Genomic DNA, 20474 nt, shown 5'->3' with positions numbered 1-20474 from the left:
GGGCAAGAAAGGTATCACGTGTCAAAAAGCCGAGTAAAACCGCGCTATTTTGCCATCGCCCTGCTGCCGGTATGTGTTTTCGCAATCCATAAACTGATCCAGAACCAAATGATCGCCAATGAACTGGACGTTCCAGTGAACTTTGTGTTGAGCGGTAGCTCTTGGCAGGAAGCCGTTGGTCGGTTTCGGTTTCTTGCCGCGTCCTGGTTCTTTTTATCGCTGGCCTTGTTGCCCGTGGCAGTCTTGTTCCGGACCCTGTCACGCCCGATCGAAAAAAACACCCGGATCGCGGCAATCGCGATTGTAGTCGCCATCGTGTTTCTGGCTCTCGTGCCGACCATTCAAAAGCATATGACCGACCAAAGCCCGCAGATTTACCACCAGATCGGCAAAGCCGTTTTTGAAACAGCATTGTCGCAAGGCACCTTACCGGCATGTTCCGGTTCGGAAGATAGCTGGATGTTTGGGAAATGCGGGCAAGCCCCTGTTCTTTCACTGTTCAACCGTATTCTGGACCTGGTGAATGCAATGGCCGGCCTTGCGATCGGGTCGCTGATTGTCGGAATGATATTGTGTCTTGGACGGCATGAATCTCAGGACATCGAAGCAACAGCAGTTGAGCTGGCGCAAAACCTGCGGCATATGCGGCAGCAACTCTACCTGTCCAGTCTGGTGCTGACCTTCGGCATGTTCTTTGCCGCAAGCTGGATGTACTGGCCCTTGCCCATGATCGCTGAATCAGAAAGGGCCGCCTATAGCGCATTGCTCAACGCATCGGCCTTGTTCACCGGCACATATTTTTGCTTGCTAATGCTCAGCTACTTTCTTCCCGTGGCAGTCCTTCTGGACGGAAGAATTTCTAACCTCGCTTTGGCTGCCCGAAATCAGGGCGGCACAGACCAGACATTCGACATTGATGACTGGAGATCGTCGCATAAGCTGACAGAAGGAACAGGTGACATCATCCGCGCCGGCTTCGCCCTGACGGCCCCAATCTTGGCCGCTTTTGCCGGTGGCATATCACCGATTTTGGGTTAGACCGTGATTTGTTGAGCAACCAGAACGCGGTTTATCGCATCGGTCGAATGCTCTGCTGGTCCAAGTTGCAACAGCTAGGCTGCGGAATGGGTCACGCGTGTCCCATTCCGCCCAAGCTGGCACAAACTTCTGGCAATGGAGAGAATGGCAGGGGCAGCAGGGTTCGAACCCGCGACCTACGGTTTTGGAGACCGTCGCTCTACCAACTGAGCTATACCCCTAAGGTGCGCCTCAAATATGCCAGCCGCGCGGCGGACTCAAGAGGCTTTTTCAGATTCCTCCTCAGTTATGCGCACGACAAACAAGTTGCGTATGGCGTTGAGTTCTATAAGACACGGTTTGATCAATATGAGGGTCACCATTCGTGAGTATCCGCAAGAAAATCGCCGATAGCGAGGCCGTCCTGAATTGGACCGCCCGCCGCATCGCGAGCTATATTCGGATGGTTAACCGCAACACCCAATGGCAACGCATCGGCTATGAAGAGCTGGACCAACTGGCCGATCAGGGCGAGCCGGTCATCGTTGTCCTTTGGCATCAGCGACTGGCACAATCGCCCTATTTCTTTCCGTTGGATAAGGGGCGTATCTGCTCGATCACATCTTCGGCACGCGCTGGCAGCATGGTTGGTCGGGTGCAGAAACTCTTCGGCATGGACACCATCGCCATGACCAGCAAAAACGCCAACAACATCGCGGTGTCACGCGAAGTGATCGGCAAGATCAAGCGGGGCATTTCCATCGGTATCGCCGCTGACGGCCCGCGCGGTCCGGAACGGGTGCTGTCGACAGTGCCTCTGGTTTGGGCACGCACCTCGGGCAAGCGGGTCTTCGGTATCACCTTTTCTGCCCGCCACGGCAGCGAGGCCGGTACCTGGGATCGCCTGCTGATGCCGCGCCCTTGGCGCAATCAGGGCGTCTTTTTGTGCCGGGAATGGACCGAAAACGTTCCCCGCAAGGCCAGTGAAGAAGAACTCGAGACCCTGCGGTTAAGCCTTGAGGCGCATATGAACGACATCACTGCCGAAGCAGACAGGATGGTCGGGCGCGAACCCTGGTCACCCAAGGGCTAACCGCCGCGCAGCCTTTGCATCAGATACACTTCGCTGCCTTCGGGGATCGGTTCGGTCAACCCGCTGGCGATCACGCGACCGTTTATTGAGATGGATACCCCAGCATCAATCGGTGCCTGAAGCTGCGGATGTACCCGCGCAAGTTCCCGCAGCAGCTCACCAGTGGTTTTGGCCTCAACCTCGACCACCTGTTGACCCCCGGTCAAAGACCGAAGGCCGGACCACAGGTGGACCTCAACCATTGTCCTTGAGCGCCGCCAAAATGCGTGGCGGTGACATTGGCAGTTGTTTCATCCGCACACCCGCTGCATTCGAAACCGCGTTGGCGATGGCTGCCAGCGGTGGCACGATGCCAGTCTCGCCCACGCCGCGCACACCAAACGGGTGGCCGGGATTGGGCACTTCGACGATCACCGTATCGATCATCGGCAAGTCGCTGGCGACCGGGATACGATAATCGAGGAAGATCGAGTTCTGCAGACGACCATCCTCGCCATAGACATATTCCTCGTTCAGCGCCCAACCGATGCCCTGCGCCGCGCCACCCTGATACTGGCCTTCCACATAGGTCGGGTGGATCGCCTTTCCGGCGTCTTGAATGACCGTATAGCGGGTTATGCTGGTCTTGCCGGTCTCCGGGTCGACCTCGGCATCGACGATATGGGTGCCAAACGACACGCCTGCGCCTTCCGGGGTTGCTTCGAAATGGCCCGAGATCGGACCGCCGGTCGCACCCATATCAGCGGTGATATCGGCCAGCGGCATCGGGTCGAAATCGCCCGCATTGGGGCCCGAGGGCACCGCGCAGCCGTTTTCCCATTTCACCGCATCCACCGGGATGCCCCACTTGGCCGCCGCGCGTTCGCTCAGCTTTTCAACCGCATGCCGGGCCGCCTTGATCGTGGCCAGCCCTGAGGCATAAGTCACGCGCGAGCCGTGCGAAACGTCGTTATAGCCGAGTGTTGCCGTGTCCGCGATGGTGACGCGGATATTCTCGTAGGGAATGCCCAACACCTCGGCTGCCATCAGAGCCATCGACGCGCGCGAACCGCCGATATCGGGCGTGCCGACCATCAGCTGGGCCGAACCATCCTCGGACAGGGCCAGCGACACGGATGTCTCGCCCCCGTGATTGAACCAGAATCCACAGGATATCCCACGCCCCTGCCCTGGTTTCAGTGGCGCAGAATAGTGCGGATGCGCCTTGGCGGCCTCAAGCGTTTCGACCAGACCGATGCGTTCGTAGCGCGGGCCATAGCTGGCCTTCGTACCTTCGTAGGCGGCGTTTTTCAGACGCACATCCACGGGGTCCAGACCCAATTTCTTGCACAGCTCGTCAATCACCGACTCAACAGCAAAGGCTCCCATCGGTGCACCGGGCGCCCGGTAGGCCGCCTGTTTCGGGCGGTTGGCCATGACGTCATAGCCCACCTGCTTGACGTTAGTCAGGTTATAAGGAGCAAAGGCACACATGGCCGTCATATCACCCGGCGCGCCGGGGAAGGCCCCACCCTGCAGGCGGAACACGCCTTGCGCTGCGGTGATCGTGCCGTCTTTCTTCATCCCGATCTTGATATCCATCGACGCGGAGGCAGTCGGACCGGTGGCCCGGAATACCTCGGATCGGGTCATCACCAGCTTGACCGGGCGGTTGGCCTTGCGGCTCAGCGCCAGCGCGACCGGCTCGATGAATACGGTTGTCTTGCCACCAAAGCCGCCGCCAATCTCGGACGCCGTCACCCGCAGTTGCGATGTTTCGATCCCCAGCAAAGCCGCACAGGTTTTCTGCGCGATCCAGTGACCTTGGGTGGTGCACCACAGCTCACCCTTGCCGTCATTTCCCAGCGTCGCCAAACAGGCATGAGGTTCGATATAACCCTGATGGGTTGCCTCGGTGACAAAGCTGTCTTCAACAACCAGATCCGCTTCGGCAAAACCGACCTCGACATCGCCATGCCCGCTTTCGTGATAGCGCACGACGTTCGGGTGCATCCCTTCGGGCACGGAATAATCCGCCGCCCCCTCGCGTATAACCGGAGCGTCCGGGGCCATCGCTTTGTCGACATCGGTCACATGGGGCAGCACCTCATATTCGACCTCAATCAGTTTGAGTGCGTCACGTGCCGACAGCGCCGAAGTTGCCGCAATAGCTGCCACCGCGTGGCCGTCATACAGGGCCTTCTCGCCTGCCATAACGTTTTCCAGCACGTTCCAGAACTCACCTTCAAGACCGGGCTTAAACGGCACCTCAGCGAAATCGTCACGGGTCACAACGGCTTTGACGTCTTTATGCGCTTGGGCCTTGGAGGTGTCGATCTTTACGATCCGCGCATGGGCATGGGGCGAGCGCAGAATAGCCCCGTGCAACATGCCCGGTGCGGTGGCGTCAGCGCCAAATTTCGCGCGCCCCGTGACCTTGTCCAGCCCGTCAGGGCGGTTCGGTCGGGTGCCAACGAAAGTGAATTCAGATTTGCGATCGTCGAGTGCCATTACGAAGCCTCCCGCAGTTCAGCCGCTGTATCCATCACGGCGCGAATGATCTTGTCATACCCGGTGCAGCGGCAGAGATTACCAGCCAACCAATACCGTGTCTCTTCCTCGGTCGGGTTCGGGTTCTTTTCCAGCAACGATTTGGCCGCGACCAGAATACCGGGGGTGCAGATACCGCATTGAAGAGCAGCATATTCAATCATCTTCTTCTGCAGCGGATGCAGAACGTCCCCGTCTGCAATACCTTCGACCGTCTCGATCTGTTTACCCTCTGCTTCGATCCCAAGCATCAGGCAGGAACAAACCAAACGGCCATCGACAGTTACCGAGCAGGCACCGCAATCGCCGGTGCCGCAGCCTTCTTTCGCACCGGTAAGGTTCAGCTTGTCGCGCAGACAGTCCAGCAGGGTCTCGCGTGGGTCACATAGGTATTCGACCGTGTCACCATTGACGGTGGTGGATACGTGGAACTTGCTCATGCTTGCTCTCCCTTGGCGCGGGCATAGGCGATTTTCGCGGCGCGTTTGGCCAGAACCCCGGCCACTTCTGTACGGAATGCGATCGTGCCGCGCTTGTCGTCGATCGGGTTACAGGCAGTAGATGCGGCAGCGGCAAGCGCGTCCAATGCAGCATCGTCAAGGGTGCTGCCCATGATCGCCTTGGCGCAGTCTTCGACAAGTAGAACAGTCGGAGCCACAGCGCCCAGCGACACGCGGACCTCGGTGATGGTATCCCCGTCCAGACGGAGATTCACACCTACGCCAACCACCGCAATATCCATCTCGGTCCTTGGGATGAACCGCAGATAGGCATCACCTCCGTTTTCGCCGCGTGCAGGAATATTGACCGCCGAGATCAGTTCACCCTTGGCCAAGGACGTTCTGCCCGGGCCGGTCGGAATATCTTCGACGGCAACCTCACGTGTGCCACTTGGTCCGGTGACTGTCACGGTCACGCCCGCTGCCACCATGGCTGGCACCGAATCCGCCGCAGGCGAGCCATTGCACAGGTTGCCAGTCAGCGTCGCCCGCCCCTGCACCTGAGTCGATCCGATCAAATCCATCGCTTCGACCACGCCGGGCCAGTCGAGGCCCAACCCAGGATGTTCGCTCATTTCCGCACCCGTCGCCGCCACACCCAGCGTCCAGCTGCCGTCAGCATTGCGGGTGATATCGCTTACGCCATTGATTTTCTTGATGTCTATCAATGTATCAGGCGTCACCAATTCCGAGCGCAACTGCACCAAAACATCGGTGCCACCGGCAAGAAACCGTGTAACGCCTTTTGCATTTTCTGCCAGAGCCGACGCCTCGGCAAAGCTGGCAGGGCTGTGATAATCCATGATTTTACCTCGCGCCTGTTGGTCAGGATCCACTGGGGTTCGCAGGGACGTTAATGCAGCAACACACTGGCGTCCATGGCAAGAACGACCTATTTTTCGATCCCGAAATGACGTTTCCAGACCTCGGATCAGAGGTCGATCTCGACCACCCCGTCCGGGTCCGCAGCACGGCTTTGGCACAGGATGATTGCGCCTTCGCGCTGCTTGTTCGACAGCACGAAATCCCTATGCTCGATTTCACCCGAAATCACACCGCATTTACAGACGCCGCAAATTCCGTCCGAACATTTCACATCGACCTGAATTCCGGCTTCGTTCAGCACCTGCGCCGCGTGTTTGTCGGCGGGAACCTGCAGCTCTCGCCCCGATTTGGCCAGTTTCAGCGTGAAAGAATGGTTCTCATATTCGGGCTGCTCGGGAACGGAGAAATACTCCAGATGCCGCGCCTCGTCTGGGAACCCCTGACGTTCCGCTGCCTGTATCACGCCTTCCATGTACCGATCCGGGCCGCAGGTATAGACGTGCCAACCTGCCTGATATCCCGACAGGATTGACTGTAAATCAGCGCGCGTACCTTCGTCCGAGAAATGATAGTGCACGTGATCGGCCCAGGGCATTGCGGCCAGATCGTCCAGATACCCCGCCCCGGCGCGGGTACTGGCCGAGTAATGCAGGTCAAAGGGTTTGCCCAGACTGTGCAGGCGGTGGGCAAAGGCGATCATCGGCGTGATGCCGATCCCGCCGCCCATCAGGAATGTCCTGGTGGCGGTCTCATCCAGTTCGAAATGGTTGATGGGTTTCGAGATGAAAACCTTGCGCCCTTCGGTAAAAATCCGGTGCAACAGGGCCGAGCCGCCCCGCCCCTCATCCTCGCGCAAGACACCGATCTGATAGGTCGCTGGGTTCGCCGGATTGCCGGACATTGAATATTGCCGCAGGAACTCTGGCGCGACCAGCACGTCCAGATGGGCGCCTGCGGTCCACTGAGGCAGCGGCGCGCCATCCAGCGTCGCGAACTCATATTTGGTCACATCATCCGTCATCCGGTCGACCATGCTCAGCTCGACCCGCATGACAGGGGCATCACCTGCGATGGAATAGTTGTGAACAACAGACATGTCCCCGGCGGCCTTGCGTGCCTTGTACTCCTCTGCCGTGACCATCGCTTCATAAGCTGCAATCCCGGCTTCGCGGTCCATGGCAAAAGGATAGGGCCAGGGATGCGGGGCCAGATAGGCGGGATAGACCGCCAGCGTCTGATCCTCATATTTCAGGGCAAGGTCCGTCTGCAGGTTGCGCCGGTTCAGCGGATGCTGGGTCGGGCGATACGCGCCGTCGGGCTGCAATTCGATATCCCACCACCATTTCTTGGTGTCGTTCAAGCCACCATTGCCCACCGCATCGTCCAGTTTCGCCAGCGCTGGCGCAGCTTGGGGGAAGTTCATCGCGGCCCAGCGGAAGGGACGTTCCTTGAAGATGCCTTCCAGATTCCATGGGCAGGTCTTCATGCACCGCCCGCACATCGCACCACCCGATGTTGTCACCCGGTAAGTGGCGCATTTCTGGCTGTCGGACTTCCAGATTTCATAGCCGTTGAACATCAGTTTTGGCCCGGCGGTGATCGCCCCCGAGGGGCATTCTCGCGCGCATTTATTGCAGCTTTCACAAAAACTCTGCAGTCCGAAATCTATCGGCTTGTCATGAGCCAGAGGCATATCTGTTGTGACCGCACCGGATTTCAGACGCGGGCCCAGATAGGGGTTCAGGATGACCTCGCCAATCCGGCTGACCTCTCCCAGCCCCGACAACAGCAACAGCGGAGGTTGCAGCACCTCACCATCCATCACCGTATGAGCCTTGGCCTTATACCCAAGGTTGCGGATTTGCTGTGCCATTACCCCGCCCAAAAGCGAGAACCGCAGATAGGCGCGCATGGATTGAGCGACCGCAATCCAGTCGTCACCGCTGGATCCCTCCATCGTCTCATAACCTTGGTCGATGATCATGCTGATGGCTTGATCATGTGGCGGTGTAATCTCTTCTCCGGCGGCATCATGTGAATACCACGCCCATTCGGGGCAGCGGCTGAGGCCCACCGCATCCGCACCAAGGAAATAGCTCGCCGCTTTGATATTGGCGGCGTTCCGGACGGCATCTGTCGGCGGCGCTGTCTGGGCACTGTCCCCATCCTGCAGCAGAACAAAGGCGCCCAGCGCGCGCCGCTGCGCGAAACTGGGGGCCGCCTTGCGCACGTAATGCCCGCCCTTGGCCGCGTCCTGCATGGGTTTTCCCATGTCGCCGAATTGCGCCCGTGCAAACATGTCGGCCCGTTTGGGGACGCGGGCGACGTTTTCTTCATCAATGTAGGTGGTCGGCGTTTCGACGCGCTTGAGCTTTTCGAACGGATGCGCCCCATCCACATAACGGCGCTTAGCATAGGGGTCGCGGTTCAGCGCATTCTTGGCAAAACCCGACCCCAACCACCATGCCGGACCTTGCGTACGAAACCACGGTTGTTGAGCCATCGGACACAGCGGCTTGTCATGCGTGATCTGCAGCTCGGTCGTTACCACGGCCAACCCGAACCGGGTCCCAAGCCACGGGGCAACAAGTTGTCCACCTTCGGCCGAGGCCAATCCCGCGGCGACCGCCAGTTTGCCCAGATCAACATCCGACGACATCGCCGTATGCGCCCGTGCATCAAAGCCAAGCAATCGGATGTAGTTGGCAATCACCACCGCATTCTCGGTTGCCAGCAAACAAGCGCGATGATCCTGCGCATCCACGATCCAATCGGTTCCGGGCTCGGACAGGTCCGGGTCTCGGTTGTGTTCGTACAGAAACACGATTGCATGGCGGTGGCTGTCGATTGGCTTTGGCGCAGCCTCGATACTGTCCTTCAAATCCGCCATGATGACATCAATGCCCGAGGCCAGCGTCTTGGTTTGCCGTGTCCTCAGGGCATCAGCCAGCCGGTCTATATCAGGGTTGCGGAGCGGCTCGGGCAACAGTGCTTCGGGCGGCAGTGGTCCGCACCCAATCATCGACGCATCGTTGAAATAACCAAAGGCTTTCAGATGGTTGGCGCGCGCATTCGGATCTGACGGGATATCGCCCATTGCCGGGTTCACCAACCCGTCGCGGATCGCATCCATCATCGCCTGAAACTCACCCATCGCATTGACGATGCTGTGGGGCTGATCGGGGCGGCGAAAACTAAGATCGCCCATAGGCGGCACCTGTGACAGGTCCGGCATTGTGTCTTGCCGCGCCAACCGCTCTAGCGGGTAGCCGCCCATATGAACTGGCCTGTTCCGGTCTGAAAAGAAACGGATTCCCATAGCGTGCCTCCCCTAGCCCGTCTGACCCTTAATGCCCGGTAGACAGCAAAACCATTCATACTTAATCATAAATAATATGAATAAAAATGATTTTACTGATTTGGACGGCAAAGTCCTGCGGGTCTTTCTGACAATACTCGAGGAAAGCTCGGTCTCGAAAGCAGCGGATCGGCTGGGGGTCACGCAATCGGCAATCAGCCACACGCTGTCCAAACTGCGGCAGGTGCTGGGCGATCCGTTGTTTGTACGTTCAGGTCAGGGCCTGACCCCGACCGAACGTGCCTTGTCCCTGAAGGACCCTATTCAAACGGTGCTGGACGGGATGCGTGCCTTGACTGACGGTCGCCCCTTTGACCCGTTATCCGAACAGATCGACATTCGCATCGCCACAAATGACATGCCACGCGAAGTGATATTCCCAAGGCTGTTGCGCGACACACGCGCCGAGGGTGCACGGCTACGGTTGGAGTTCATCCCATCGGGCGTTCCCGATCCGGGCCTGTTGCGCAGCGACCGGTGTCAGTTGATGGTCACCCCTCTGCCACCGGATGGGCCGGACATTTACCAGAAACGGCTGCTCGAAAGCCCGCTGATGATGTTTTATGATGCCGGCCATTGCACCCCGCCAAACAGTTGGCAGACCTACTGCGAGAGCGACCATATCGAGGTTCGCTTTTCCGATGGCCGCAACGCCCGTGCCGTCATGCGGGGCGTTGATCAAAGCCAGATCAGGGCACCGGTTGTGACCCTGCCCCATTTCAACGCGATACCGGCCTTTGTGCGGGGCAGCTCGTTGATCTCGACCGATACCGCCTTGATGAGACAAGGTCCTCTGGCCGGGTTGGACTGTGCGCATTTGCCCTTCGAATGCACCCCGGTTCCGCTTTACATGGTCTGGCACCAAAGGTCGGCCAATGACCCGGCGCATCGTTGGCTGCGCAGAAGGATCGAAGCCATAGCAGCTGACATCAGCGCGCCTTGATCAAATGGGTCAGTGCAGCACCGGTTTCAAAGTAGGCGTGACGCAGGCGGGTCCAGCGTTCAGTATGTTCCGCCACAGCGGGAACTGGCAGCAACGCCGGATCCCCTGCCAAAAGGCTCTCAGCCGCCATACGGCCAAACACCGTGCCCGGCCCGATACCCCGGCCTGAATAGCCATGGATCGAAACCGCATCCGGTCCGATCCGGGTGATCTTGGGAATGTGGTCCGAGGTCATCGCAATGCGGCCATGCCATCCCTGCTGCAAGGGTTGATCCGCAAGCTGAGGATAAAGCTCTGACAGTTTGCGCTTGATCCATCCGGTGTGCGCGGCGCTGCCCGCATGTTCTAGATTGCCCATTGCGCCGAGGATAAAGCGCCCGTCGTGATCCATTCGGAAAGAGGTCATGATCAGGCCGGTATCCCAACATCCTTCGGTTCCGGGAAGAATACTCGCGCGCAGATTGTCGGACAACGGCGCAGTAGTGAATTGAAAATACGAGACAGGAACATAGGCCGGTGCCGTATCGGGCAGGTTCCGATGATACGCGTTGGTGGCCTGGATCACTGATTTGGCGCGCACCGTGGCCTGCGGGGTTTCCAACAGCCACTGGCCATCGACATGGCGCATCGTCATCACTGGGCTGTGCGTGTGAACGCGTGCCCCGGTTGCGGCAGCCGCGCGGGCCAGACCACGCACATATGCCATCGGCTGGATCGTTCCGGCGCGCGGGTCGAACAGAGCTCCACGAAAGGTGGCGCTGCCCGTGCGCTGGTACGTCTTGTCCGACGACAGCAACTCGACCGGAGCGCCTGCCTGACGCAACTGTGCATGGCGTATTTTCAAATCAGCAAGACCAGAGCCAGAATGCGCACAATGCAACGTGCCCTTGCGCATCGGCTCGCACTCGATCCCATGTGTCTGGATCACGCTGAATACTTCACTTGGGGCCGCCGCAAGGATTTCGATCAGACGCGTTCCGTCCGCATCCCCCAGATGGGCGCAAATGTCAGCAGGGCGCACCCAGAGTCCGGCATTGACCAGCCCCACATTGCGCCCGGATCCCCCATGCCCGATCTCCTGTGCCTCCAAGACACAGACCGTGGCTCCGGCCCGTGCGGCCGTCAAAGCCGCGGAACAGCCAGTATAACCGCCGCCGATCACCGCAAGGTCCACAGACAAATCGCTGGTCAGCGGGGCGCTCTCCACATGCTCGCGGCAGGTGTTTAGCCAAAGGGATTGATCGTAGTCGCTCAATGCGGGCTCCTTGCGGTGTCAAAAACCATTAGGACGCGGGATCAGGTCGTCGCAAGAGCCCTTTGATCCTCACGCCCCATCGCGATCAGGAAAGGCCGCGCCTTTTGCTGCGACTGAAACGCTGCCCGATCGCACATCCCCTGCCACCCGGCCAGAACCAGCGATTGCGCAACGGCACCGCCCAAAGTCGCTCCGGGGCCTGTCACGATGAACAGGTCAGGCGCGAATTCGCGCGCGGCGGTCTGGATTGCGCGGGTGAAGTCATAGGCCGCGGTCACCTGATGTCCCAGGGTGTAATCCCACAGTGCCTGCGTGTCCGTCGCACCCGGCCACCAGATTTTGCCACGCCCGTCGATCAGAGGCCGGTCAGGCTGTTTGAACAGCTCCGCACCAAGTTGCGTGCGCCCTTCCGCAGCCACCGGAGCTTGAAGGTGGGTGTGAAATGCGGCGTGATTTGCCAACCTCATGGGGAACCTGTCTTGCACACTCGGCCACGATGCCTCGAACGCGCGCAAGCCCTCTTCGTTACCCGCTAGAACCAGCATTCCGCCCAAATCAATCGACAATGCCAGCACCTGACCGTCCTGCGCGTTGATCTGCGCCACATCCGCCAGCAATTCAGCCTTACGCTGAGGATCAGCCACCCAGCTATCGTCTGAAAACGGGTATACGAGCTGCCCACCAATTAGGTGGTCTTGCATCAGCGTCCCCATTGTGTTCACCACACGAAAGCCATTCTCGGGCGACACCGCGCCTCCGACGGCGAGGGCGATGTACCAGCCCATCGAGTTGCCGGTGACAGCCACCACTTCAATGTCATCGGCCAGCACCTGAGCATCAGCCAGAGATGCCGCGTAGATCAGAGGTGAGGCCACATCTCCACGCGAATACTTGCTGACCGTGAACCGATCGGCACCGTCCAGCGCCGTGACTGCCGCTTGCCCCGCATTGGCGCGGATGGCGTCAAACCCGCCAATCATCTGCATCCGGTTTGCGTGATGACGGTGCAAATACCCCAGCTCGGCCTTGTTATAGGTGCCCCGACCCGGGCAGATCACGACGGCAGTGCGGGTCATGAGCGGTTTCCAGTCAGATTGAGCGCAGCGGCGACAATATTATCCTTTGACGGCAATGGCGCAGCATATGCAGGCCCGGTCGCGATAAAGCTGTCTTCTGCCACTACCCGGGCGATTGGGGTGCCGGGGCTTTCTTCGACGAAGAAAGTTGTCAGCGCCTCTGACTGGCTTCCAGTCCGGCGGCATTCGTCAACGACCAGAATATGCGCACAGGTTTTGGTGGCCTCGCGCAACGCTTCTGCAGGTAATGGAGCCAACCATCGCATGTCGATAATCCGGGTTCGGATTCCTGCGGCCTCAAGTTCGGGCAAGGCTTGCTGCGACAGGTAGTGGCCGTTGCCATAGGTCACAATCGCCAGATCGGTGCCGTCCCCCTGTACCCCGACCTCGCCCAGGCGGATGCTGCGATCCGGTGAAGGATAGGTCGTCATCCATCCGGCATCTTGTGCCTGATGGAGGTCGCGCATCGGATAAAGCGCAATGGGTTCCAGGAATACCACGACGCGCTGCTCTTCGCGGGCCAGCCTTAAGCCTTCTCGAAGCATCTGCACCGCGTCCGAACCGGTCGAGGGGCAGGCAATGATCACACCCGGAATATCGCGCAGAACGGCCAGAGAGTTGTCGTTGTGGAAATGCCCCCCGAAACCCTTCTGATATCCCAGCCCGGCGATCCGCAGGACCATCGGATTGGTAAATTGCCCGTTCGAGAAAAAGGGCAAGGTCGCGGCCTCGCCCCTGATCTGGTCCTCGGCATTGTGGAGATAGGCCAGAAACTGAATTTCAGGGATCGGGACAAAGCCGTTATGCCCCATACCGATGGCCAGCCCCAGGATGGACTGTTCGTCCAACAGCGTGTCGATCACCCGATCCGGGCCGAACCGCTGTTGCAGCTTTTGGGTCACGCCATAGACGCCACCCTTGCGTCCCACATCTTCGCCCATGCACACGATCTCGGCGTGTTCCAGCATTAGATCGGTCAGTGCCCAGTTGATCAGACGGCTCATCGGCTGGGGATCGTCCATCGCGCGCATGTCGCCGCCAAAGGCGGCTGCACGGGCCTCGGCCCCCGGACCATTGGTGGGTTTGCAGGTGCGTTTCGGCGGGATCAGGCTGGCCATGACCTCGGACGCGGTGGTCAGATGTGGGCGGGTCACGGCCTCTGCCGCGATCCTGTCGGTGCGGGCGCAGGTATCCTGATATATCTTCAGCGCCTGATCCGACGATAGCGCCCCGGCCTGTTCCAACAGCCGCACCGAATGCAGCAGCGGATCATTTGCCTCATCAGCTTCGACTTCGGATTTCGCCATATAGGTCGTCGGGACGTCCGCCCCCGCATGGCCATAAAGCCGAACGGTTCTTAGATGCAGGAAAGCCGGTTTGCGCCGAGTGCGCACGTATTCCGCTGCCTCTTTCGCAACCGCATAGGTTTCGAAAATATCCAAACCGTTGGCCTGAAAATATTTGATCCCCGGCCGGTGCTGCATCGACGCTTGAACCCATCCCTTTGGCGTTCTGACCGAGATACCGATCCCATTATCCTCACAGACGAACAACAGGGGCAAAGGGGTCGACTGTACGCTGGTCCACCCCGCCGTATTGATCGCCCCCTGCGCAGTCGAGTGGTTGGCCGATGCGTCCCCGAAGGAACACATGGCGATCCCGTCCGCAGGCAGCTCACGATGCTCGGGCGGGTGCCGCCGCGCCGCGCCAATCGAATAGGCCGCACCCACGGCTTTGGGCAGATGACTGGCGATGGTCGAGGTCTGCGGCGGGATCATCAGCGCCTTTGAGCCCAGCACCTTATGTCGACCACCCGAGATCGGGTCCTCTTTCGAGCAGGCGAAACTCAGCAACATATCCCAGGCGATTTGCTGGCCCGGCACTTGTTCGGAACGTGCGATCTGAAAGGCGGCATCCCGGTAGTGCAGAAACGCGATATCCGTGGGCCGCAGCGCGTGGGCGACAGCCGCCATGCCTTCGTGGCCGGACGAGCCGATCGTGTAGAACCCCTGCCCCGCCTTCTGCATCGCGCGGCTGGTCCGGTCCAACGCCCGGCTGAGAACCTGCGACCGGTACAGCGACACCGCCTCGGTATTGCTAAGTCCGGGGCGCGGGGCTGCGCCGTCAGGCAGGTGGCCTTGCGCCACACGTGTCAGGAAATTCTCATGAACGATCTGAGCGCGATCCATGGCGGCCCCTCTACTTCAATCTGGCGGTCGCAACAGAAATGCGCCGCAACCCTTCTTGCAGGCTTTCGGTGGCGTAAGCAAAAGAAAGCCGCAGATGGCCCGGCAAACCAAAGGCACGCCCCGGCACCAGTGCCACCCCGACTTCGTCCAGCAGATACCGGCAGAATTCGTGATCGACCGGCATTTCAGCCGGTGTTTTGGGAAAGACATAGAAAGCGCCATCCGGAACGGCACACTCCAGACCCGCGGCATTCAACCCAGCAACCACAAGATCACGGCGCGCCCGCATCGCCTGCAGGCGTTCGCCCAAAAGCGTTTGCGGCCCGGTGATTGCAGCCAGCGCTGCGGCCTGCGCGATGGAACATGCGCCAGATGTAATCTGCCCCTGAACAGCGATCATCGCCTTGATCAGGGGGGACGGCCCGATACCCCAACCGATCCGCCACCCGGTCATCGAATAGGCCTTGGAAACTCCATTTACGGTCAGCACTCTATCCGCCAGATGCGGCACGGCCTGAACAAATGGCGTGAAGGGAACATAGGTCAGGTGTTGGTAAATCTCATCCGAGATCACCCAAACATTGGGATGCCTGTCCAAAACACGACCCAGGGCCTGAATTTCCGATTCAGTATAGACCGCGCCGGTCGGGTTTGCGGGCGTGTTCAGCAAAAGCCAGCGAGTGCGCGGCGTAATTGCGGCCTCAAGCTGTGCTGGGGTCAGCTTGAACCCCTGAGAAACCGGACAGTCCAAGACAACCGGAATACCGCCGGACAGCCTGACCATATCCGCATAGCTGGTCCAGAACGGCGCGGCGGTGATCACCTCATCCCCGGGGTCCAGCGTTGCCATCAGCGCGCCCGACAAAACCTGTTTGGCCCCGGTTGAGACGATCACGTTTTGCGACTGCACACCGGCGTCCTCGGCTATGGCCGCCCGCAAATCTGGCACCCCTGCCGTCGCCGGGTACCGTGTTTGCCCGGCCAGCGCCGCTTGATGGGCCGCTTTGATCACATGTTCAGGGGTCGGAAAATCAGGCTCGCCAGTACTGAGCGCGACCACATCGACACCCTGCGCCTTTAGGCGTGCAGCCTGCTCAGAGATCTGAACAATCTCTGACAACTCAATCCCGCGCAGCCTGTCTGCACGCCTAAAACTATCTGCTGCGATTTCCCTGAACACTGCCAACGTCTCTCTTGACCAAAATATTCATTTGGTATCGGGCTGGCGGGCCCTAAAAGCCAGTGATATTCCATCCGAAAGGTATGAGGAATTATCATATGATCGCTCCCCGTCGTTTTCTGCCGTCTATCCCCTCTCTGCTGGCACTCGAGGCCGTTGACCGCCTTGGCAGTGCTTCGGCGGCAGCGGAAGAGCTTTCGCTGACCCAAAGCGCCATCAGCCGACAGCTCAAGTCGATGGAGGAACAGCTGGGCATCGAACTGATCCAGCGAACCCAGATGCGGCTGCAGCTTACCCCGGCGGCAAAAGAATACGTTCAGGTCGCGCGCAAAAGCTTGCACCAACTGGCGCAGGCCTCCCTAAAACTCAGAGCCAATCCGACCGGAGGATCGCTGAACCTGTCGATCCTGCCGGCGTTTGGGATGCATTGGCTGGCGCCGCGTCTTCAGGACTTTGCTCGCCGACATCCCGAGGTGACCGTCAATCTGAACACCCGGCTTCGCCCCTTCGATTTCGAAACGGAACATTTCGACGCCGCGATTCATTTCGGACGTCGAGATTGGCACGGCGTCAACTACCTGCCGATCATGCGTGAAAACGTTGTACCGGTTTGCGCCCCGGAAATTCTGCCAAAAAACCCGGAACAGATTGACTGGCTAATGAATGCCCCACTGCTGCACCTGGAAACGCGCCCTGACGCCTGGGAGCAATGGTTTGCCGCACAAGGGCTTGTGGCATCAGGGCTTGGCGGCATGTTGTTCGACCAATTCTCGACTATGGGACAAGCCACAATTCATGGGCTTGGGGTGGCGCTGCTGCCCAGCTATCTGGTCGAAGACGACTTGAAAACCGGGCGGCTTGTTCCCGCCTGGAAAGGCCCAGGCGTCAGTCTGGGCGATTTCTTTCTGGTCTGGCCGCAATCCCGGGTGGCATCCGAGCCGCTGAAGTCGTTCTGTTCTTGGCTGCAAGGCCAAGTCGACCAAATCTCGTGACCGGGCCATTCCGACCACCCTAGAAAACTGCGGGGCGGGAGCGTCCCGAACAGGATTATGTGTCCAACGACCGAGCAATGAGTTCCTTCATGATCTCATTTGTCCCGCCATAGATCATCTGAACCCGCGCATCCGCGTAAAGCCGAGCAATCGGATATTCCATCATGAACCCATAGCCACCAAACAGCTGCAGACATTCGTGCATGATCTCATTCTGCACCTCAGACCCCCAGTATTTGGCCATCGACGCGGTCGATGCATCCAAAGTTCCAGCCTCAAGCCGGGCAATACAGTCGTTGACAAAACTGCGCAGCACTTCGGCCTTGGTTTTACACTCGGCAAGCTTGAAGCGGGTATTCTGGAAATCCATTACGCGCTGACCGAAGGCTTTGCGCTCCTGCGTGTATTTCACTGTTTCGGCAATCGCGAAATCAATCGCACCCAGGGCACCGATTGCAATCGTCAGGCGTTCCCAGGGAAGTTGCCGCATCATCTGGTAAAAACCCTGCCCCTCTTCCGCACCAATCAGGTTTGTCATCGGGACCTTGACGTCCTCAAAGAACAGCTCGGCCGTGTCATTGGACTTCATGCCCAGTTTCTTGAGGTTCCGCCCCTTGCGGAACCCATCTGCGCCCTGCGTTTCGACCGCGACCAACGATACCCCTTTCGACCCTTGGGTCTTGTCGGTCTTTGCGGCCACAAGGATCAAGTCCGCAGATTGCCCATTGGTGATAAAGATCTTGGATCCGTTCAGACAGTAGGAGTTACCGTTCTTTTCCGCAGTTGTGCGGATCGACTGCACATCCGAACCGGTTCCGGGCTCTGTCATGGCCAGCGCGCCAACCATCTCGCCCGAGGCGAGTTTCGGCAGCCATTTCAACTTTTGATCTTCGCTGCCATAAGCGGTGATATAGTGGATGACAATCGACTGGATCGCATAGCCCCAACCGGAATCTCCGTGCGAGGTCTGGGCGTACATGGTCAGAGCATCAAATCCCATGCCGCCACCGACACCGCCGTGTTCTTCGGTGATCGCGCCAGCCATCAGTCCCATGTCACCGGCCTTGCGCCAGAACGCACGATCAACAACCCCGTTTTCGGTCCAGCGCTCGATATTGGGCACCAGTTCGTCCTGCATGAAACGGTTCGCCATTTCGGCAAACATCTGGTGCTCTTCGGACACCCAGCTGGATGTAGGGGTAATAAGAGACATTGCGCATCCTCCAAGATCAACTTGCCGCCAGCGTAAGTTGGACCGCCAAGTAATCCAATGCGTTGGATGAAACGCTACGCAACGTCTTTTGGAAGATTTCGCCGGGTCACTGGATCGGTGCGGCCAACGCGTTTTCCAGCAAGACCCGCGCTGCAGCTTTGGCATCTTGCGCGGGATCACAGCTTTTCAACAGAACCGCCGTCACGATTGCCCCTTCTTTCAGCAGAAGAATCTGACATCCCAGGCTTTCAGGGTCGAAGGCACCGGCTTTGCGGGCCAGATCCGTGAAATATTCCAACAACAACCGCTTGTGTTCCGCCGCCTGCACGTGGATCGGGTGCTCTTTCTCCTGGAACTCGGCGCCAGCCTTGATGAACATGCAGCCGCGAAACCCGTCTTCGGCGAACCACTCGCCCAGTGCATCAAAGCTTGAAATCAACTGGTCCGCAGGGGTGTCGGCCAATTCCTCGACACGACGCATGAACCAGTTGCGGAAATTCTCGTCCCGCAAGCGCAAAGCCGCCAGTATCAGATCTTCCTTGGTGCGGAAATGTTTGTACATCGAAGTCTTCGACACACCCGTCTCAGCCACCAGCTTGTCCATGCCGGTCGCATGAAAACCGTCACGATAAAAGACCTTTAGGGCCTTGCGGACCAGCTCATCCCTTTTGTTTGGGCGCATGATTCGCCTCCTATACGTACCGATCTGTACATAATTGTACCCTCCATAATCCGCAAGGGCCACCAATGTTCAGGAAATTCTCTTTATTTTCCACCTGGATAGAGAAAAATTTTAGATATTTTACAGGCGCCCCTTGCAAATAGGTACCGATCAGTACACCTTAACAACATGATGTACCGATCAGTTAACTATGGAGCCGTCATGAAACGCCGTACCAGCCCCTTCAACCGCCAGTACATCCCAATTCTGTTGACCCTTGCGCTGCTCGCTGCATCGCTGACCTGAAGGATCATGACATGAGCCGCCCCCCTCTGCCGCCATTCACTGCTGAGACCGCTACACAAAAGGTCCGCATGGCTGAAAATGCTTGGAACAGCCGCGATCCGGATATCGTGACGCCCGCCTATACCGAGGACAGCCAATGGCGGAATCGGGCCGAGTTTGTCGCGGGCCATGCTGAAATTCACGCGCTTTTGACCCGCAAGTGGAGAAATGAGCAGGAGTACCGGCTGATCAAAGAACTCTGGGCCTATTCGGAAAACCGTATTGCCGTGCGCTATGCCTATGAATGGCGGAACGACAGCGGCCAGTGGTTCCGCTCATATGGTAACGAGAACTGGGAATTCGATAGGGATGGTCGGATGGCCAAACGTCATGCCTCGCTGAACGACCTTCCGATCAGGCAACAGGATCGGGTTTTCCTTTGGCCTCTTGGTCCGCGCCCTGACGACCATCCCGGCCTGTCTGATCTGGGCCTGTAGAAAGGACCTATTATGCCACGTGCTTTTTCCAAACTAACCTTCACGCCTGCCGTTCTCACCCATCAAGAAAGGATGGGATCGGCAAAAACCTATGCGAAATTCCTGGAAAGCGGCCCTGTGCAGGGTCACGAAATCAGAGCCGCCGAAAAAGAGTTCATCGAGGCCCGCGACGGGTTCTACCAATCAACCGTGTCCGAGACCGGCTGGCCATATGTGCAGTATCGTGGCGGACCCGCGGGGTTTTTACGAGTACTTGATGCGCAGACCATCGGGTATGCTGATCTTTCGGGCAACAAACAGTATATCTCGCGCGGGAATTTGGATGGCAATGACCGGGTTGCGCTGATCCTGATGGATTATGCCAACCAGCGACGCCTGAAAATACTTGGGCGTGTCGAAATTGCCGAAGGCGCTGCGGCGGCTGCCAGCCTCTCCCCTGAAGGCACCCAGACCCCGGCCGAACGCGCCGTCATTATCAAGGTCGAAGGTCTGGACTGGAATTGCCCAAGTCACATTACCCCACGATTCACCGAGGCCGAGCTGCGCCCCCACCTGAACGAATTGGGCCAGCAGCTGGCCCAACTTCAGGCAGAAAATGACCGGCTGAAACGGGAACTGGAAAATAAGAAATAAGCCCCAGTGCCAAGCATTCCCCAACTTGTGATTCAAGGACTGACACCATGATAACGTTAACGCTTCACCGAGCCTTCATAGTCCTGTTTGGTTTCGCTCTGTCGATTGCCTTTCTTATGCTGGGGTTTTTCGCATCTCCCGAAGCTGTTCGGACATCCCCGCCCGCGCTTTATAATTCGCTGCTGCTGGAAAAACTGGCCCAAGACTAAGAACCGTACGGCCCTCGAA

At 58.7% G+C, this 20474-nt stretch carries 18 protein-coding genes and 1 tRNA gene; 7 read left to right on the top strand and 12 right to left on the bottom strand.

Annotated elements, in window-relative coordinates; all coding sequences use genetic code 11:
• Nucleotides 1–18: 18 nt before the first annotated feature.
• Nucleotides 19–1038, top strand: a complete 1020-nt coding sequence (locus FN806_RS07890; protein ID WP_142635802.1) for a hypothetical protein — start codon at nt 19–21, stop codon at nt 1036–1038.
• Nucleotides 1039–1183: 145 nt separating this feature from the next.
• Here FN806_RS07890 and FN806_RS07885 read toward each other — a convergent pair.
• Nucleotides 1184–1259 (bottom strand) — tRNA-Trp (locus tag FN806_RS07885).
• Nucleotides 1260–1402: 143 nt separating this feature from the next.
• Here FN806_RS07885 and FN806_RS07880 point away from each other — a divergent pair.
• Nucleotides 1403–2110, top strand: a complete 708-nt coding sequence (locus FN806_RS07880) for a lysophospholipid acyltransferase family protein (RefSeq protein WP_142635800.1) — start codon at nt 1403–1405, stop codon at nt 2108–2110.
• Here the strand turns inward: FN806_RS07880 and FN806_RS07875 are convergent.
• The 5 genes from FN806_RS07875 to FN806_RS07855 all read right to left on the bottom strand — a co-directional run bounded on the left by FN806_RS07875 (nt 2107) and on the right by FN806_RS07855 (nt 9283).
• Nucleotides 2107–2352, bottom strand: coding sequence for a MoaD/ThiS family protein (locus FN806_RS07875; RefSeq protein ID WP_142635798.1), 246 nt, complete (start codon nt 2350–2352; stop codon nt 2107–2109). The genes FN806_RS07880 and FN806_RS07875 overlap by 4 nt on opposite strands.
• Nucleotides 2345–4600: a xanthine dehydrogenase family protein molybdopterin-binding subunit gene (locus FN806_RS07870; RefSeq protein ID WP_142635796.1), complete on the bottom strand. Its 2256-nt coding sequence runs from the start codon at nt 4598–4600 to the stop codon at nt 2345–2347. The genes FN806_RS07875 and FN806_RS07870 overlap by 8 nt, the downstream gene beginning before the upstream one ends.
• Entirely contained in the window at nt 4600–5079 is a 480-nt protein-coding gene (locus FN806_RS07865; protein ID WP_142635794.1) for a (2Fe-2S)-binding protein, read from the bottom strand. Before FN806_RS07865 ends, FN806_RS07870 begins: the two co-directional genes overlap by 1 nt.
• Nucleotides 5076–5942 carry an FAD binding domain-containing protein gene (locus FN806_RS07860; protein ID WP_142635792.1) on the bottom strand — a complete coding sequence of 289 codons (867 nt, stop codon included), beginning with the start codon at nt 5940–5942 and terminating at the stop codon, nt 5076–5078. The genes FN806_RS07865 and FN806_RS07860 overlap by 4 nt, the downstream gene beginning before the upstream one ends.
• A gap of 128 nt (nt 5943–6070) precedes the next feature.
• A complete protein-coding gene (locus tag FN806_RS07855) occupies nt 6071–9283 on the bottom strand; it encodes a reductive dehalogenase (protein ID WP_142635790.1) in 3213 nt (1070 codons plus the stop codon).
• A 76-nt stretch (nt 9284–9359) separates the two neighbouring features.
• On the opposite strand from FN806_RS07855, the gene FN806_RS07850 reads away from it, so the two are divergent.
• The gene (locus tag FN806_RS07850) at nt 9360–10265 is read left to right on the top strand and encodes a LysR family transcriptional regulator (protein ID WP_142635788.1); all 906 of its coding nucleotides are present in this window, start codon (nt 9360–9362) and stop codon (nt 10263–10265) included.
• Here the strand turns inward: FN806_RS07850 and FN806_RS07845 are convergent.
• The 4 genes from FN806_RS07845 to FN806_RS07830 are packed head-to-tail and all read right to left on the bottom strand — an operon-like array spanning nt 10252 to nt 15965.
• On the bottom strand, nt 10252–11520 hold the full coding sequence (locus tag FN806_RS07845; protein WP_142635786.1) for an NAD(P)/FAD-dependent oxidoreductase: 1269 nt from the start codon (nt 11518–11520) through the stop codon (nt 10252–10254). The two genes, FN806_RS07850 and FN806_RS07845, sit on opposite strands and share 14 nt — an antisense overlap.
• 41 nt (nt 11521–11561) lie before the next feature.
• Nucleotides 11562–12596: an ACP S-malonyltransferase gene (locus tag FN806_RS07840; protein WP_142635784.1), complete on the bottom strand. Its 1035-nt coding sequence runs from the start codon at nt 12594–12596 to the stop codon at nt 11562–11564.
• On the bottom strand, nt 12593–14785 hold the full coding sequence (locus tag FN806_RS07835) for a dehydrogenase E1 component subunit alpha/beta (protein WP_142635782.1): 2193 nt from the start codon (nt 14783–14785) through the stop codon (nt 12593–12595). Before FN806_RS07835 ends, FN806_RS07840 begins: the two co-directional genes overlap by 4 nt.
• A 10-nt stretch (nt 14786–14795) precedes the next feature.
• Nucleotides 14796–15965, bottom strand: a complete 1170-nt coding sequence (locus FN806_RS07830; RefSeq protein ID WP_246097201.1) for a pyridoxal phosphate-dependent aminotransferase — start codon at nt 15963–15965, stop codon at nt 14796–14798.
• A 98-nt stretch (nt 15966–16063) separates the two neighbouring features.
• Here FN806_RS07830 and FN806_RS07825 point away from each other — a divergent pair, with 98 nt between their 5' ends.
• A complete protein-coding gene (locus tag FN806_RS07825; protein WP_142635780.1) occupies nt 16064–16957 on the top strand; it encodes a LysR substrate-binding domain-containing protein in 894 nt (297 codons plus the stop codon).
• Between the two features lie 55 nt (nt 16958–17012).
• Here the strand turns inward: FN806_RS07825 and FN806_RS07820 are convergent, their stop codons facing one another.
• Both FN806_RS07820 and FN806_RS07815 read right to left on the bottom strand, forming a co-directional pair.
• Nucleotides 17013–18170 (bottom strand): acyl-CoA dehydrogenase family protein, encoded by a 1158-nt coding sequence (locus FN806_RS07820; RefSeq protein WP_142635778.1) that lies wholly within the window; start codon nt 18168–18170, stop codon nt 17013–17015.
• A gap of 106 nt (nt 18171–18276) precedes the next feature.
• A complete protein-coding gene (locus tag FN806_RS07815) occupies nt 18277–18852 on the bottom strand; it encodes a TetR/AcrR family transcriptional regulator (protein WP_142635776.1) in 576 nt (191 codons plus the stop codon).
• Nucleotides 18853–19148: 296 nt separating this feature from the next.
• Between FN806_RS07815 and FN806_RS07810 the strand changes: the two genes are divergently transcribed.
• Genes FN806_RS07810 through FN806_RS20430 form a run of 3 tightly spaced genes read left to right on the top strand, consistent with a single transcriptional unit; the run spans nt 19149 to nt 20455 of the window.
• Entirely contained in the window at nt 19149–19613 is a 465-nt protein-coding gene (locus tag FN806_RS07810; RefSeq protein WP_142635774.1) for a nuclear transport factor 2 family protein, read from the top strand.
• Nucleotides 19614–19625: 12 nt separating this feature from the next.
• A complete protein-coding gene (locus FN806_RS07805) occupies nt 19626–20246 on the top strand; it encodes a pyridoxamine 5'-phosphate oxidase family protein (protein WP_142635772.1) in 621 nt (206 codons plus the stop codon).
• 47 nt (nt 20247–20293) lie between these two features.
• A complete protein-coding gene (locus tag FN806_RS20430; protein WP_185956647.1) occupies nt 20294–20455 on the top strand; it encodes a hypothetical protein in 162 nt (53 codons plus the stop codon).
• Nucleotides 20456–20474: the final 19 nt, after the last annotated feature.

The organism is Ruegeria faecimaris (genome assembly GCF_900182615.1).
Classification (GTDB): Bacteria; Pseudomonadota; Alphaproteobacteria; order Rhodobacterales; family Rhodobacteraceae; genus Ruegeria; species Ruegeria faecimaris.
The sequence above is the reverse complement of the archived record's forward strand: the minus strand, read 5'-3'. Positions and strand labels throughout refer to the sequence as shown.